Genomic DNA, 13,544 nt, shown 5'->3' on the forward strand with positions numbered 1-13,544 from the left:
GTCCTGCGATCGAGTCCGGATATAAGTCCGCAACCACCCTCCTCGCCACGATCAAAATTGCCTTGCAAATGGGAGGCGACCATATAAGAAATGTCGCATTTGGACCTCGGTAAGCTTGCCGGTTCCCCGTCAGATCATGGAGCCGACGATGCACCGAACAGCTCTGGTGACATTGGACATGCGAGAACTCGACCGTCTGAAGGTGATTCAGGCTGTGGTGGATTCGGGCCTGAAGCCCGGCCGCGCGGCCGAACGGCTGGGCCTGACGGTCCGGCAGATCGAGCGGCTGGTGATTCGATATCGGGAGTCTGGCGCGGTGGGCCTGACCTCGCGCAAGCGTGGCGGTCCTGGCAACCGGCGGCTGGATGCGGAGTTGGCCCAGCGGGCCCTGACGATCATCCGGGATCGCTACGCCGATTTCGGGCCGACACTGGCGTGCGAGAAGCTTCGGGAATGCCACGGCATCCAGCTCGCCAAGGAAACGGTACGGCGGCTGATGACGGAAGCTGGTTTGTGGGTGCCGCGCCGACAGCGACCACCGAAGGTTTATCAGCCACGAGCACGCCGGGCCTGCCTGGGCGAACTGATCCAGATCGACGGCAGCGACCATCGGTGGTTCGAGGAACGGGCGGCGGCCTGCACGCTACTGGTGTACGTCGACGATGCGACGAGCCGGTTGATGATGCTGCACTTCACGCAGACCGAATCGACCTTCAGCTACTTCGAGGCGACGCGGGCGTATATCGAACGGCACGGCAAACCTGGAGCGTTCTACAGCGACAAGTACAGCGTGTTCCGCAACGTCAAACCTGGCAAGAACGGCAACCGCGTAACGCACTTCGGCCGAGCGATGTCTGAGCTGAACATCGACACGTTCTGCGCGAACAGCAGTCCGGCCAAGGGGCGAGTCGAGCGAGCACATCTGACGTTGCAGGATCGCTTGGTCAAGGAGATGCGATTGCGCGGGATCAACACGGTGGCCGACGCCAACGCTTACATGCCCCTCTTCATGGCCGCTTACAACGCACTAACCCTGCCTCGTTTTCACGTACAGCATGTCATGCAGCAGCGCGTAGGGTTTCGTATTCCACGGGAGTGCAGTAGCCGATCGACGTGTGCATGCGCTGTCGATTGTAATAGCCCTCGATCCAGTCGACGATGTCTAGGCGCGCCTGCGCGCGGGTCTCGTAGCGCGTTTGGTAAATGCGCTCGACCTTCAGGGTTTTAAAGAAGCTCTCCATCGGTGCGTTGTCCCACGCGTTGGCACGCCGGCTCATCGAGACCGTCATGCCGAACTCGGCGGCCAGATTGCGATACCCCCAACTGGCATATTGACTGCCCCTATCCGAATGCAGCAGTAATCCGAGCCCGGGTTTGCGTTGCCAGTATGCACTGCGTAGTGCTTGGCAGACCAGATCCGCGTTGATTCGCTCCGACATCGACCACCCGACGATACGTCGGCTTGCCAGATCGAGGATCGCGGCAAGAAACACCCAGCCTTCGTCGGTGGCGACGAACGTGATGTCACTCACCCACGCCTGATTCGGTTGCCAGTCGTCGAAGCGCCGATCCAGCAGATTCGGCGCCACGGGCAATCTATGTGTCGAGTCCGTCGTGACGCGATACGGTCGCTTGTAGACCGGGCGCAAGCCCTGGCGCTGCAAACTGCGACGAACGCGCTCAGCGCTCACCGGACGGCCTTGGGCGCGCAATTGCCGCACGATGCGGGGACGGCCATAGCTGCCGCGACTGGCCCGGTAGATGGCCGCCACTTCGACGTCCAACGCCTCGGCGGCCTGCGCCCTGACGCTGGGCGCGCGAACCCACCACTGGCAATACCCGCTGCGCGAGACGGCCAACACCCGGCACAGCCGGCTCACGCTGTACTGGTCGCGGTGTGCATCGATCCAGGCGTACTTCACCGCGACCCCTTCGCGAAGTACGCCGTTGCCTTTCGGAGGATTTCGATGTCGAGCTTCGCGCTGGCCAACTCCTTGCGCAACCTGCTGACCTCGGCCTCCAGATCGCTGACCGGTCGACGACTTGAGCTCGGAGCAGCGGGCGCCGGCCCCGCTGTGGCCTGCGCACCGCCATCGCGCTGACCACGGCACCAGTTCCCCAGCGTCGCCACCGGCACGCCCAGCCTGCGAGCGGCCTCATGTTGACCGGCGCTCTCAGCCAGCCGCACCGCCTCAACCTTGAATTCCTTCGTGTACTGCCGTCTCGGTACCGCGTTCTCTGCCATGCTCTTCTCCATACAGACTAAAAATTATCAAACTTCTTGCTGTACGTGGAATCGAGGCAGGATCACACGTTTCGCAAAGCCTCCGAAGAGCGACTTCAATGCACACCGGCCGCTGCATGCCGATGAGAATCTCGACTGGGTGATGACATGGCGCGAGCTGAGGAAAGTCACGAAGTCGCTGACGGTGCAGTACGACCGGGTGATGTATTTGCTGGACGATACGCCGGAGAATCGGAAGCTGATCGACCGAACGATCGAGGTTTGGGAGTACCCGGATGGGCGCATCGAACTCCGAACAGAGGGTCGCGTGCTGCCCTGCAGACAGTACGACCGGCTGGCCGAGATCGATCAAGCCGCCGTTGTCGAACACAAGCGTTTGAGTCACGTGCTGCAGGTCGCGCAAGCCCTTCAAGCACAACGCGATAACAGCCGGATTGGTAAGGCTCCATCGCGAGCGCATCGAGGTGACTCGACCAAGACGAATCGCAACACACCTCAACCGGGTAAAAAGAAGCAGCGTGAGTTCACGCAGGCCGATGTCGAGCAGGTGGTTGTGGATATTGCTCAGCGCAAACAGACGCAGCAACCACCCCGCAAACCTGGCCGTCGGTCTGCAAGGGACACTGGAACTGGCGTAAGCGCCCTGCCCGTTCAAGCTCCGCTCTTCGACTCCGCGAAATCTGTAACCCGAAAGAGACGAACCCTGAACCCTTCAAAACACGACATTTCTTATATGGTCGCCTCCCATTTGCAAGGCAATTTTGATCGTGGCGAGGAGGGTGGTTGCGGACTTATATCCGGACTCGATCGCAGGACGTGCCTGCCGGCCCCGATGGATTTCGCCGCAAGGTTCCTAATCTAAATAGCGGACTCTAGGTCCGAGAAATGTCTCAGGCTTGCCCTTGCGCGGTCCAACCTGTCTTGCCATCTTTCAGCATCACCTGTGCAACCGTGGATGGGATAAAGGGATTGAAGCTTGACTACTGCGACGGTGCTGCCTCATACGTTCGGCCATGCGCCAGCAGCGCCCAGATTGTTCGCGCCATCTTGTTTGCGAGTGCAACAGCAACGACGTTCGTTGGTCGTCGGGACAGCATCTGACGCAAACGCTCCGGCAAGTGCTTTGAGCTCGAGATGACCGATCGCGCGCCGTGGATCAGCAGCGTCCGCAAATAAACGTCACCGCGTTTGCTGATCCCACCGAGCTTGATCTTGCCTCCCGAACCGTTCTGCCGCGGCACGAGACCGAGATAGGCGGCAAACTCCCGCCCCGAGCGAAACGTTTTTGCCTGTCCAATGACCGAAACCGCGGCAGTTGCCGTGAGTACGCCCACGCCCGGAATCTCCGAGATGCGCAGACATGCATCGTCGTTGCGCCGCCAACTGAGAATGCGTTGCTCGATCCGAGCAATCTGCTCATCGAGCGCACGGAGTCGCGAAAGCTGATCCTGCAGGCTGTCTAGCAGCATGGCCGGCAACTCGTCGGCCAGTGACGCCAGCGCGGCTTTGGCGGCTTCGATCGATGCACGACGGCCTTGAGGCAACACGACGCCGAACTCGTAGAGCAATCCGCGAAGTTGGTTGACCTGCATGACGCGAATCCGGACCAGTTGCTGGCGTATCCGGTGCATCGCCAGCATGGCCTGCTGGTCTTCGGTCTTAACGGCCACGAACCGCATGCCGGGACGCTGGGCAGCTTCCCAGATCGCCGCGGCGTCAGCCGCATCATTCTTGTTAGACTTCACAAACGGCCGCACGAACTGAGCTGCGATGAGCCGCACGTCGTGGCCAAGCCGTGCCAGGACCCGGGCCCAATGATGAGCGCTGCCACAAGCCTCCATAACGACGCGACTCGCCGGCCGGTTGGCGAAGAACGGCGCGAGCTGGGCACGTTTGTGCGTATTTCGGCGATGGTGATCAGACGTTTCGGTGAACGTGATCGGTCTGGAAGGTGGTGTTGCGCGGTCAGAGAATTATAGCGAAGGTGATCACGATGCGGCAGTAGCGGATGGTTTTGCGTTGGTCTTTCGCATCGATTCACCCTTCAAAGGCAGTTTGTGCGCCTGATGGACCAGGCGATCGAGAATCGCGTCGGCGAGCGTGGGGTCCTGCAGCCAAGCGTGCCAGTGTTCGAGGGGTAACTGACTGGTAATGATCGTCGAACGCGTGCCGACGCGATCATCGAGGACTTCGAGTAGATCGTTGCGTGCGCCCTGATCGAGATCCTGCAGTCCCCAGTCGTCGAACAGGACGACATCGATCTTGGCGAGTTGCGCGAGCCGCCGCGCAAAGCTGCCGTCGCCGTGCGCGATCTTCAGCTCCTCGAACAGTCGTGCGACGCGTACATAGAGAACCGAGAAGCCTTGCCGGCATGCCTGTTGCCCGAAGGCGCAAGCGATCCAGGTTTTGCCAGCGCCAGTCGGCCCGGTCAGAATGATGTTCTGCGCGTTGCGGATCCAGTCGCAACCGGCAAGCGAAGCGACCACGCGCTGGTCCAGTCCGCGGCTTTGCCGGAATTCGATATCCTCAATGCAGGCCTGCGGGTTCTTGAGTTTGGCGGTTTTCAGCAGCCGTTCAAGCCGCCGGGTGTCGCGCCACGCGAGTTCGCGTTCGACAACCATGCCAAAGCGCTCTTCGAACGACAGGCTGGAACTGGCGGTGAGCGTCACCTGTTCCTCGAAGGCGCGCGCCATGCCGTCGAGTTTGAGCGCTTTGAGTTGGGAGAGGGTTTGCTGCAGCAACATCTTGACCTCCTTCGGGTCAGTGGTAGTAGTCGGAGCCACGCAGGTTTTCGTGGTCGAGGCATTGCCATTCGGTGAGCGGCGCCGCTACGGGTGGTTGGCGGTCGAGGCCAGATTCGAGAATCGAGAGCACCGAACGGCGCGTGGGCGAACCGATCACAAGCGCCCGTTGGCAGGCTGCTTCGAGCCGCTCATTGCCGTATTTGCGTGCCAGCGACAGCAAGCCCAGACAGGCGCGATAGCCCATCTCGGGGTGAGGACGATTGGTCAGCAGATGGTTGACGATTGCCGCGGCGCCGGGGCCGATGGACGCGCCCCAGTTCAGCAGGCGTCCCGGTGACCATTCCAGATGAGCGCGGTGTGCCGCCGGCATGTGCTCGGCCACGGTCGTATGTTTGCCTTTAAGTCGGCTGCGCGCGTGCGCGGCGACACGTTTGCCGCCATGCAGGATCTCGACGCTGTGGCGGGTGACACGGACGTCGACTTCCTGGCGTACCAGTTTGTGAGGCACGCTGTAATAGTGATGATCGATCTCGACGTGGTAATCGATATTGACGCGACACTTGATGAAGGCGGCGATCTGGTAACGCCGCGCGGGTAAGGGCCGCAGCACCGGCCGGTCCAGACGCTCAAACCATTCACGGCGATTGCCTTCCAGTTTTTTGAACGGGCGCTGGTTCAGATCGCCGACGAGCTGGGCAATCACGCGGTTGAGCTCGGCTAGGCTAAAAAAGCGGTGATTGCGCAGCCGCGCGAGAATCCAGCGTTCGACGATTTGCACCGCGACTTCAACCTTCGCTTTATCCTGCGGCTTGCGCGGCCGGGCCGGCAGCATCGCTGTTGCGTAGTGGTTGACGAAGTCCTGCGTGGTGTTGCCCAGCACCGGCTCGTACCGGTCAGCTTTGGCGATCAGGGCCTTGGGGTTGTCGGGCACCAGCAGTTCGGGAACCCCGCCGTAGAATTCCAACGCGTCAATCAGGCCGCCGATCCAATCCGGCATCGCCTCGGAGCGCGTCGCGCAGGCGTAGGTGTAGTTCGACGCGCCCAGCACCGCAACGAAGATGTGAGCCTGGAAGTCGATGCCGCCGTCGCGCCCGAGAATCGGCATGGTATGGCCGGCGAAATCGGCAAACAGCTTCTCACCGGCGCGGTGCTGTTGGCGCATCGAGCGCTTGAGCGTCTGGGCCCAGTTCTTGTAGCGCTGGCAGAATTGGGTATAGCGGTAGGTGCGGCAGCCGGGATGCGCCGCGCCATATTCCTCCCAGAGCAACTGCAGCGTCACGCCTTTGCGGCGCAGTTCGCGGTGCATCGCCGCATAGTCCGGTTCGATGCGCCGGGCCGGGGCCGCCTCGTCGGCCGACAGGTTCAACCGGGCTTCGAGTTCATCGTCGGCAAGCGGCTCGACGGCCGGCCAGTCCAACTTCGCCGCGCTGGCGCGCGCCGCATATGCCGAGATGGCGCCCACACTGATGCCGACGGCCCGGCTGATCTGGCGGTGCGACAAGCCACACGCCCACTTCAGCCGTAGGATTTCCTTCAATTTGCGCATGCTCATCCGATGTGCCGGCATCAGCCTGTCCTCTATAAAAAGGAACAAGGCTAATGCCTGTCGTTGATGTCATGCGCAACACCACCACCAGCCCGAAACGGGCATGCCATTTCGGCAAGATGATCACCCATTTCGGGAACGTGATCACCTGTTTCGCTACGATGATCACTCGTTTCGGAAACCGCTGATCAGCGATCATCTTCAACCGAAATGAGCGATCACGTTCCTCCGGATTCGGTGATCACCTTCATCCGAAATCGCTGATCACGTTCACCGAAATACGCACGTTTGAGTACCTTGCTGTGAATCGCGCCGGTTTCAGGCTCGACATAATGAATCTGGAAAACGCGCTTGGCCAGATCGATGGCAATGGTTGTGGGTTCCATTTGGTTCTCCTTGGCGGCTGGGCTGCCGAACCAGCAATGTCGCATGCTCTGGACGCGAGATTGCGGCGCCGGACGGCCCGTTGAGGCGGGAGGCGACCATTCCATCTATTTAGCCGCCGCTACGACATCTTGAAATGGCTACGACATGGGGTCGCAAGAAGATATCCCTTCGTGCAAGCTCCTCGGCGGCACAATCAGCACGGTCGAAACGGCGACTGTTCGCGCCGTTTTTGTTGCCTCAACTCGTTGTCGTTCCGACACCATTCTTAGGCGTTCAACAGCTGAAGCCGCCATCCTGACTTTCCCCGTAGCACCTCAATTTTTGCCTCGCTACGCTGGGCCGCTCTCGTCATCGATGCGGAGTCGCTGATGGACCACTGGCGATTGGCTTATCTCGGGATCCGGCAGGTGCCGCGCGAGCTGAGCGAGTTCGAGCTCGCCACATTTTTCACGTTCTCCAAGCGAGAGCGTGTTGCCATCGATTCAAGACGCACCGATCTCTTTCGGCTCGCGGTCGCGTTGCACATCGGTTTTCTGCGCATGACCGGCCGGCCGCTCGGCTCGTACAAGCAGATCCCCACGGTTCTCTGGCGACATCTTGGCCGGCAACTGAATGTAAAGCCGCCAGACCTCGGCACGTTACGTTCACTTTACGATGGCAACCTCAAGACCTTATCCGACCACCAGCGCTTTGCTCGGGACGCCATCAATTTTCGCGCCGTCGCGGAACATCAACGTCGGTATGTCATCCGTTGGCTCAAGGAACAACTCACCGGCCGCCCGGAACGCGGACAGTTGACGAACGATCTCAAACGTTGGTTCTACGACCATCGCATAGTGATACCACCGGAGCGCATGCTCAGGCAGTTTGTCGTCCAGGCCGTGCGCGACATTGAGGGGCAACTGCACGGCGCGCTCGAGCATGCCGTCGGTATGGAAAAACTCGAGAGTTGGGCTCGAGTTCTGGCTCAGCCTCATGGAGAACATTCGAGTCTCCAGCGATGGCTGTGGGCCGTCCCGCTGCGCAACTCGACCCATCAGATGAGCGAGATCCTCGACAAAGTCAATTTGCTCACGATGCACGAGGTGGCAACGCGTTGGCCGGTTGAATGCAACGATGCTATGGTGCGCCACTATGCCCGCCGTTGTGCAAATCGCCCGCCATCGATCAGCAAGAGAATCGAACCCCAAAGCCGACGAATCGAAGCCGCCTGTTTCATGCGGTATTCCCTCTGTATTGCGACTGATCAGGTACTCGAGATGCTCCGGCGGTGGGTACTGAAGGTTGTCAACGACACGTCACGCGAAGTGGATGCAATGCGGATGAAGGCCGCGGATCAACTCCGCGAGTTCGCGCTTGCCGTCAAAGCACTCGCCAATGATGAAACCCTCTCGCGCGAACAGCTCGGTGAGAAGCTTTGTCTGCTTGCAGATGATGTTTTGCAACCGCATCCCACCAGCCGTCGGAGCCAGATCCGGCAGTGCCTGGTCCGAAAGCGGTACTACGCCCGTAACCTTTTGAATCGGATCGTGCAACTGCCGTTCGAGGCCGAGGGTGCTCATCCTGTAATCGATGCCCTCTCGTTGTTACGTGTGCTATATCGACGCCGCGCTTATCTTCTGCCCGACGGAGTCAATATCAGGCTTGGGCGCGCGTGGCGCGAGGCGATCGATGGCTACGATCGGCTGCGGGCCATGATTGCCTTCGAGTGGGCCACCCTCTTTGCGCTCCGCGTCGCCCTGCGCAACGGCTCGGTTTTCATCGACCACAGCTTCTCATTCAGAAGTCAGTCGCACATGCTGATCTCGGCCGAGCAGTGGAAGGCAAAGCGTAACAATCACTATGGACACCTGGGTCTGCCCCAAGACCCGAACGAGTTTCTCGGACCAATCCTTGAACAGCTCGAACAGCGCCTCTCCCTACTCGATGATGCCGTGGTCAATGGTTCGATCCGTGTTGATACTGCTGTCCACCTCGACCCGATGGCTGCGCAGGATCCAGACGCACACGCCGATCAACTTCGCCGTCAGATCTTCGAAGCCCATCCGCCAGGCCAATTTCCCGAGATCATCCTCGAGATCGATAGTGCGACACGCTTCAGTTGGATCCTGCTCAGACGCGAGCCGCGGTCACGCACCGAATTACTGATGGTGTATTCGGCGATACTGGCTCACGGGACCTCGCTGACGGCTGCTGATATTTCCCGGATGGTCCCGGAGGTGTCAACCGAAGCGATTCGTCAAATGATGAAGCGTCTCGCGGACGAGCGAATGCTGCGTGCAGCCGCCGACGCCGTTATTGAGTTCATGCACGAGCACCCGATCGCCGCCCACTGGGGCCGCGCCGATCTCGCATCGTCTGACATGATGTCGCTGGAGACAACCCGGACGATTTGGCGAGCACGTGCAGACCCTCGTCGCCGTACGGCATCCATCGGGATGTACACCCACGTGTTGGATCGCTGGGGAATTTTCTACGATCAACCCATCATCCTTAATGAGCGACAAGCAGGCGCAGCAATTGAGGGCGTCGTCTGTCAAAGCGCCACCAATGACGTAGCTCAACTTGCCGTCGATACGCACGGTTACACCGATTTCGCGATGGGCGTATCCCGGGCACTTGGCTTTGATTTATGCCCTCGCCTGGCACACCTTCGTGACCGACGTCTGCACGTGCCTCGCAGTCAGGAGATCCCGGCGCGGCTCGCAGGGATCACGGATCGCGACGTCCGACTCGGTCTCATCGTTGACGTGTGGGACGAATTCGTGAGGATCGCCGCATCAATTCGCTCTGGCCAATGCACGGCGGTCGAAGCGATTGCCAGATTCGGATCAGCTGCTCGAGGGCAGGCTGTGTACGATGGCGGCGTTCACATCGGCCGCCTATTCAGAAGTATTTTTCTGATCGACTACTTCACCAATGCCTCTTTCCGGTCGGAGTTGCAACATGCCCTGAATCGGGGAGAAGCCGTGCATACCGTGCAACGCGCAATTCACATCGGTCGCATTCCGGTGGAGCTAGCTCGGCGCCAGGAATCGCTCGCGGCAGTGTCGTCGGCGTTGACCCTGCTCTCGAACATCTTGATGGCCTGGAACACCACCCACATGCAACGAGCCCTGGAGAACATCGAAGCTAGCCGGGGGCAGCCGATCGCGACCGAGCAACTCCGGCGAATCGCCCCAACTCATATCGAGGGCATCAACTTGCGCGGCACCTTCAATTTTCCCGTGTCGCTGTACGCAAAGCGGATCTTGCCGAGCATCGCAGCCGATAACCCCATTCCGCCAACCAGTCGGAGCGCCTAACGACGGGGTGTACTGGTACCGCCGGTCGCGGGACCGCTCATCTTCAATGCGGTCACGTCTGGGGATGCCCTCTGCTTCGTTAGCGAAGGGTAGACACTAACCCATTGTTTTGTCGGAATAAATATTTAGGGCCGCAAGGCAAGGCCTTGCCAGGCCTAAAGGCGCCTAACCGGAAAAACGCATGGAAATCAAAGGCGCCCCTATTCCGTGTCCGGAATCAGAAACCGATTGCGGTTCTTCGCATTAACAATCCACTGCGGTGCCTTCCCACGTCCGCTCCAGGTGGCACCGGTCTTCGGATCACGATACTTCGGTGCGATAGGCGCGCGTGCGCGCGGCGCTGCAGAACGCCGACGACCGAAGAGTTGGTCGGGCGTGATGCCGAATTCGGCGATCTGTTCCCGCATCGTGGTGATGACGCTGTCAAGCTCAGCAAGCCGCGCTTCTTCGGCTTGCTGTGCCAGTGCATCTGCTTGGGCCTTCAGCTCGAGATAGGTAGCCATAAATGTGGAAGAGTTTCCTTTGAGAGATAGCTCAAGAGAGAGAGCAGTTCATTATATCCACGCGCCACCTTGCAATGATGCTCCGAGGTTCCAATTCCATGATGCCCGCTCTATTCGAAAGCAATCCTAACGATTTTACATAACAGATACTAACGCCGTCAGACAGACATTCCCGTCGCAGCCAATGGTTGCCTCACTCAGGTTTCGCCCTTTCCAAGGTGGCAGGGTCACCGTCGGCCGCGCCGAGCCCTATCGGTGCGCGACCCGGCACCCGTCGCGTGTTGCGTGCCGCAATCCAATCCGGCGAATCGTTGGTTGCAACGAACAGACTGCGTGCCGTCTCACCTCGCTGATGATAGCTGCCGAGCTCGACGCCACCAAAGAACTTCATCTGCCATAAAGTGATGCGTGGATTGGTGCGCAAATACACGCCACGGTACTCGAACACACCGTTTCCGATCGTTTGTTCGACTCGGCCCCCCGGCCTCGCATCGAACCAACATATCTTCGAAAGTTGCCTGCCCCGGTCGCGTAAACATATTCGCGGACGCCACCGCGTGGGGTGCAATCTGGAGATGCCAGTGGTGCCAGGCGAGCCCGAGCGCGATGTAGCAGCACAAGATGGCCAACTGCTCGCCGTCGAACGGCACCGACATCCCTGAGGCCCAGGTGCCGTCAGGCTGCCGGATCATACGATCGCGCTGCCCAATAAATAACGTTCGGCGCAACGCGTCGTTTTTGGCCAGTCGCGGAGCGAGCTGCGTGGCAAGCGCCTCGAGCGCATCGCCGTGCACGCCTCCCATCAGCAACACGGACAGCACATAGTGTTCAAGGCGCGACTTCGCCGTGTTGCATTCCTCACAGGCCGGCACCTTCGGCAGGTTGTCGCGTCCGGCAAGGAGAAAGAACTCACGCGCGATCACGTGGTCCGCCGTATTCGCGCCCTGCTCCAGCCCGCAATACACGCACGTCTTGTTTCGAAATCGCTTGCTGCCCATGTCGTCTCTCCTGGTCAGTGCCGATGCGCGTGCTCGCTTCGCGGCATGCGAGGTACATGGCGCGCGCGAGGGTCGGCGACGCACACCAGCGCGAATGGGGCATCCACAGTGTCTCCCAGCGCCGTTAGGAAGCGAAGGCGGATTTCACGCGGACGGCTCGCTGCTCTGAAGCAGTCGGATCAGACGACGAAACTGATCATCATCGCTATCACTCTTCCAGCGATTCACGAAACGACACACCACCTGCAGATTTCCTGCTTCGTAATGACCGTTGCTATCGATCCGATCCAGTGAGCAGATCATTTCCGGATCGTCGGCCTGCCCTTCGTATTGCAGTGGCAGCGATGTGATCGCGCAAGCTTCTTCTTGTTCAAGCAGGAGTTCACGGATGTAGTCCGCAAAAACCGACGTGTTAGCGAACAGCACTTCTTTGTTTTTTAATGTGCGCGTCACTTCTTGCCCATTTGAACTCTTTGCGGTACCCATGGCGGTGTATGCCATCTGCATTGCTGCGCGGGCCACAACGTCCTGCACTGTTGCAAGTCCCTTGCCGGAGTCCTCCACTGCCTTTTTCCAATCTTTCCGCGTATGCCATGGCGCGAGATCGTCACCGTCGATGAGAGCCTGTGTGTAGGCTACGTTGTCCGATGTCAATTGCACCGTCGTGCCACGGTTCCATAGAAAGTTGCGCGCCATAGGATGAATCGCGCTCCATAGCAGACGAGCCCCTTTACGGTTCTTGTTTGACCACGGCTCAACTGGCTTATGCATCACGTAGAGGTTGGTCGAAGCGCCGAGCGTCGTTGTGGCCGGATCTGACTTAGAGACGGACCACCAAAGCTCGTCCTTTTCACGATGGAGCCAGATGTCGCCTACAGACTCAGCGAAGATGTTGGGCAGGCCATACCAGCGCGATGCCGTACCCTTTGTGAGAGGACTCCCGGTCGTCGATTTCTTGTTTGCGAGCGCAAAGGCAATGTAGCCCGCCCGATCGCCACGCGCCCTATATTCACGCAGATCTCGATCTTCGGTCATGGCGATCGTGGACCGCTCGCGACAAGTGGGCCATAGGTAGTTCTTCAGCCCGAAATTGGCAAGGTGGATTTTCATCATGCGCGGATTTTGTAATTCTTCTGCTACAGCAATCCAGCATCCCGAGCATCTTGCCCAATGTCCCGCATCACCTGTATTTCGGTTACCTGAGACAAGATGTCCAGATGGACATGCGCATCGAGCTTTTGGAGGCGCTCGAGCTCCGGTGTCCCTCCGAGCGCGAGGGCCGGTACGAACCCGTACATCGTCGTATGATCGAGAGGCCCCAATTTTTCAAGCGCGCGCTCGAAAAGGGGAGCTTTTTCGCTATCCAGCAGATCAAACATCTCTTTGCTGGCTGTGCTAAAAAAAAGCTGAATGGTCAGATCCGGGCCATCCTCTTGGTATTCCTCCTCATCGAATGACGGAAAAATCATGCCATACGGTGTGATGACCTTCAGCGACTGCCCAGTCTTCTCGCCCCACAGCACCAGCCCGCCAAAAGCCGTACGCGCGATTACGTAATATGCATCGCGCTCCATGAATTCAGTCTCGCCGATCCACGCTTCTAGTTCATCTTCCCATTCGTCCGGATCGACCGTCCACAGCAACCCTTTACCATATCCGCACCACCCGTACTCCTGCCAGTAATCCAGAAGTTTATTTGGCAGCTTGCCCCGGAATTTCTCGATCTTTTCCACTGGCACGTCGCGCCGATCAATTGCCGGTCCGAATTCCTTGTACCCCAAGAAATTCTCCATGAACTTATCCATTGCGCTTCCTC

General features: G+C 59.4%; 9 protein-coding genes and 3 pseudogenes. 3 read left to right on the forward strand and 9 right to left on the reverse strand.

What is annotated here, in order from left to right:
- Window positions 1-148: 148 nt before the first annotated feature.
- Window positions 149-1,024: pseudogene (locus tag HWX08_RS33535) on the forward strand (ISNCY family transposase); the annotation flags it as partial.
- Between the two features lie 34 nt (window positions 1,025-1,058).
- On the opposite strand, the gene HWX08_RS33540 reads toward HWX08_RS33535, so the two are convergent.
- A protein-coding gene (locus HWX08_RS33540) for an IS3 family transposase (RefSeq protein ID WP_143272455.1) occupies window positions 1,059-2,257 on the reverse strand; the annotation gives its coding sequence in 2 pieces (ribosomal slippage) (window positions 1,059-1,957 and window positions 1,957-2,257; 1,200 coding nt in all).
- Between the two features lie 52 nt (window positions 2,258-2,309).
- Between HWX08_RS33540 and HWX08_RS33545 the strand changes: the two are divergent.
- Window positions 2,310-2,921, forward strand: a pseudogene (locus HWX08_RS33545) (ISNCY family transposase); the annotation flags it as partial.
- A 304-nt stretch (window positions 2,922-3,225) separates the two neighbouring features.
- Here HWX08_RS33545 and HWX08_RS33550 read toward each other — a convergent pair.
- The 4 genes and pseudogenes from HWX08_RS33550 to HWX08_RS33565 form a co-directional block, all read right to left on the reverse strand.
- Window positions 3,226-4,185, reverse strand: coding sequence for an IS110 family RNA-guided transposase (locus HWX08_RS33550; protein WP_244122811.1), 960 nt, complete (start codon window positions 4,183-4,185; stop codon window positions 3,226-3,228).
- A gap of 48 nt (window positions 4,186-4,233) precedes the next feature.
- Window positions 4,234-4,989, reverse strand: a complete 756-nt coding sequence (gene istB / locus HWX08_RS33555) for an IS21-like element helper ATPase IstB (protein WP_038442119.1) — start codon at window positions 4,987-4,989, stop codon at window positions 4,234-4,236.
- A 16-nt stretch (window positions 4,990-5,005) separates the two neighbouring features.
- On the reverse strand, window positions 5,006-6,556 hold the full coding sequence (gene istA, locus HWX08_RS33560) for an IS21 family transposase (protein ID WP_038442117.1): 1,551 nt from the start codon (window positions 6,554-6,556) through the stop codon (window positions 5,006-5,008).
- 248 nt (window positions 6,557-6,804) lie between these two features.
- Window positions 6,805-6,921 (reverse strand): annotated as a pseudogene (locus HWX08_RS33565) (IS110 family transposase); the annotation flags it as partial.
- A gap of 369 nt (window positions 6,922-7,290) precedes the next feature.
- On the opposite strand from HWX08_RS33565, the gene HWX08_RS33570 reads away from it, so the two are divergent.
- Window positions 7,291-10,227: a Tn3 family transposase gene (locus HWX08_RS33570; protein WP_077021545.1), complete on the forward strand. Its 2,937-nt coding sequence runs from the start codon at window positions 7,291-7,293 to the stop codon at window positions 10,225-10,227.
- A gap of 200 nt (window positions 10,228-10,427) precedes the next feature.
- Here HWX08_RS33570 and HWX08_RS33575 read toward each other — a convergent pair whose 3' ends face one another.
- The 4 genes from HWX08_RS33575 to HWX08_RS33590 all read right to left on the reverse strand — a co-directional run bounded on the left by HWX08_RS33575 (window position 10,428) and on the right by HWX08_RS33590 (window position 13,533).
- Window positions 10,428-10,730, reverse strand: coding sequence for an H-NS histone family protein (locus HWX08_RS33575; protein WP_058903993.1), 303 nt, complete (start codon window positions 10,728-10,730; stop codon window positions 10,428-10,430).
- Window positions 10,731-11,071: 341 nt separating this feature from the next.
- A complete protein-coding gene (locus tag HWX08_RS33580; RefSeq protein ID WP_174922871.1) occupies window positions 11,072-11,728 on the reverse strand; it encodes an HNH endonuclease in 657 nt (218 codons plus the stop codon).
- A 144-nt stretch (window positions 11,729-11,872) separates the two neighbouring features.
- Complete coding sequence (locus HWX08_RS33585; RefSeq protein ID WP_208454972.1) at window positions 11,873-12,841, reverse strand: hypothetical protein; 969 nt, start codon at window positions 12,839-12,841, stop codon at window positions 11,873-11,875.
- A 23-nt stretch (window positions 12,842-12,864) separates the two neighbouring features.
- Window positions 12,865-13,533 (reverse strand): GAD-like domain-containing protein, encoded by a 669-nt coding sequence (locus HWX08_RS33590; protein ID WP_060311642.1) that lies wholly within the window; start codon window positions 13,531-13,533, stop codon window positions 12,865-12,867.
- Between the last annotated feature and the right edge of the window lie 11 nt (window positions 13,534-13,544).

Source organism: Burkholderia metallica, from assembly GCF_902832845.1.
Lineage (GTDB): Bacteria > Pseudomonadota > Gammaproteobacteria > Burkholderiales > Burkholderiaceae > Burkholderia > Burkholderia metallica.

What these genes read in the sequence shown, in the direction of transcription:
- istB (WP_038442119.1), bottom strand. Translation starts at nt 4,989, where the DNA reads ATGTTGCTGCAGCAAACCCTCTCCCAACTCAAAGCGCTCAAACTCGAC.
- istA (WP_038442117.1), bottom strand. Translation starts at nt 6,556, where the DNA reads ATGCCGGCACATCGGATGAGCATGCGCAAATTGAAGGAAATCCTACGG.
- HWX08_RS33570 (WP_077021545.1), top strand. Translation starts at nt 7,291, where the DNA reads ATGGACCACTGGCGATTGGCTTATCTCGGGATCCGGCAGGTGCCGCGC.
- HWX08_RS33575 (WP_058903993.1), bottom strand. Translation starts at nt 10,730, where the DNA reads ATGGCTACCTATCTCGAGCTGAAGGCCCAAGCAGATGCACTGGCACAG.
- HWX08_RS33580 (WP_174922871.1), bottom strand. Translation starts at nt 11,728, where the DNA reads ATGGGCAGCAAGCGATTTCGAAACAAGACGTGCGTGTATTGCGGGCTG.
- HWX08_RS33585 (WP_208454972.1), bottom strand. Translation starts at nt 12,841, where the DNA reads ATGATGAAAATCCACCTTGCCAATTTCGGGCTGAAGAACTACCTATGG.
- HWX08_RS33590 (WP_060311642.1), bottom strand. Translation starts at nt 13,533, where the DNA reads ATGGATAAGTTCATGGAGAATTTCTTGGGGTACAAGGAATTCGGACCG.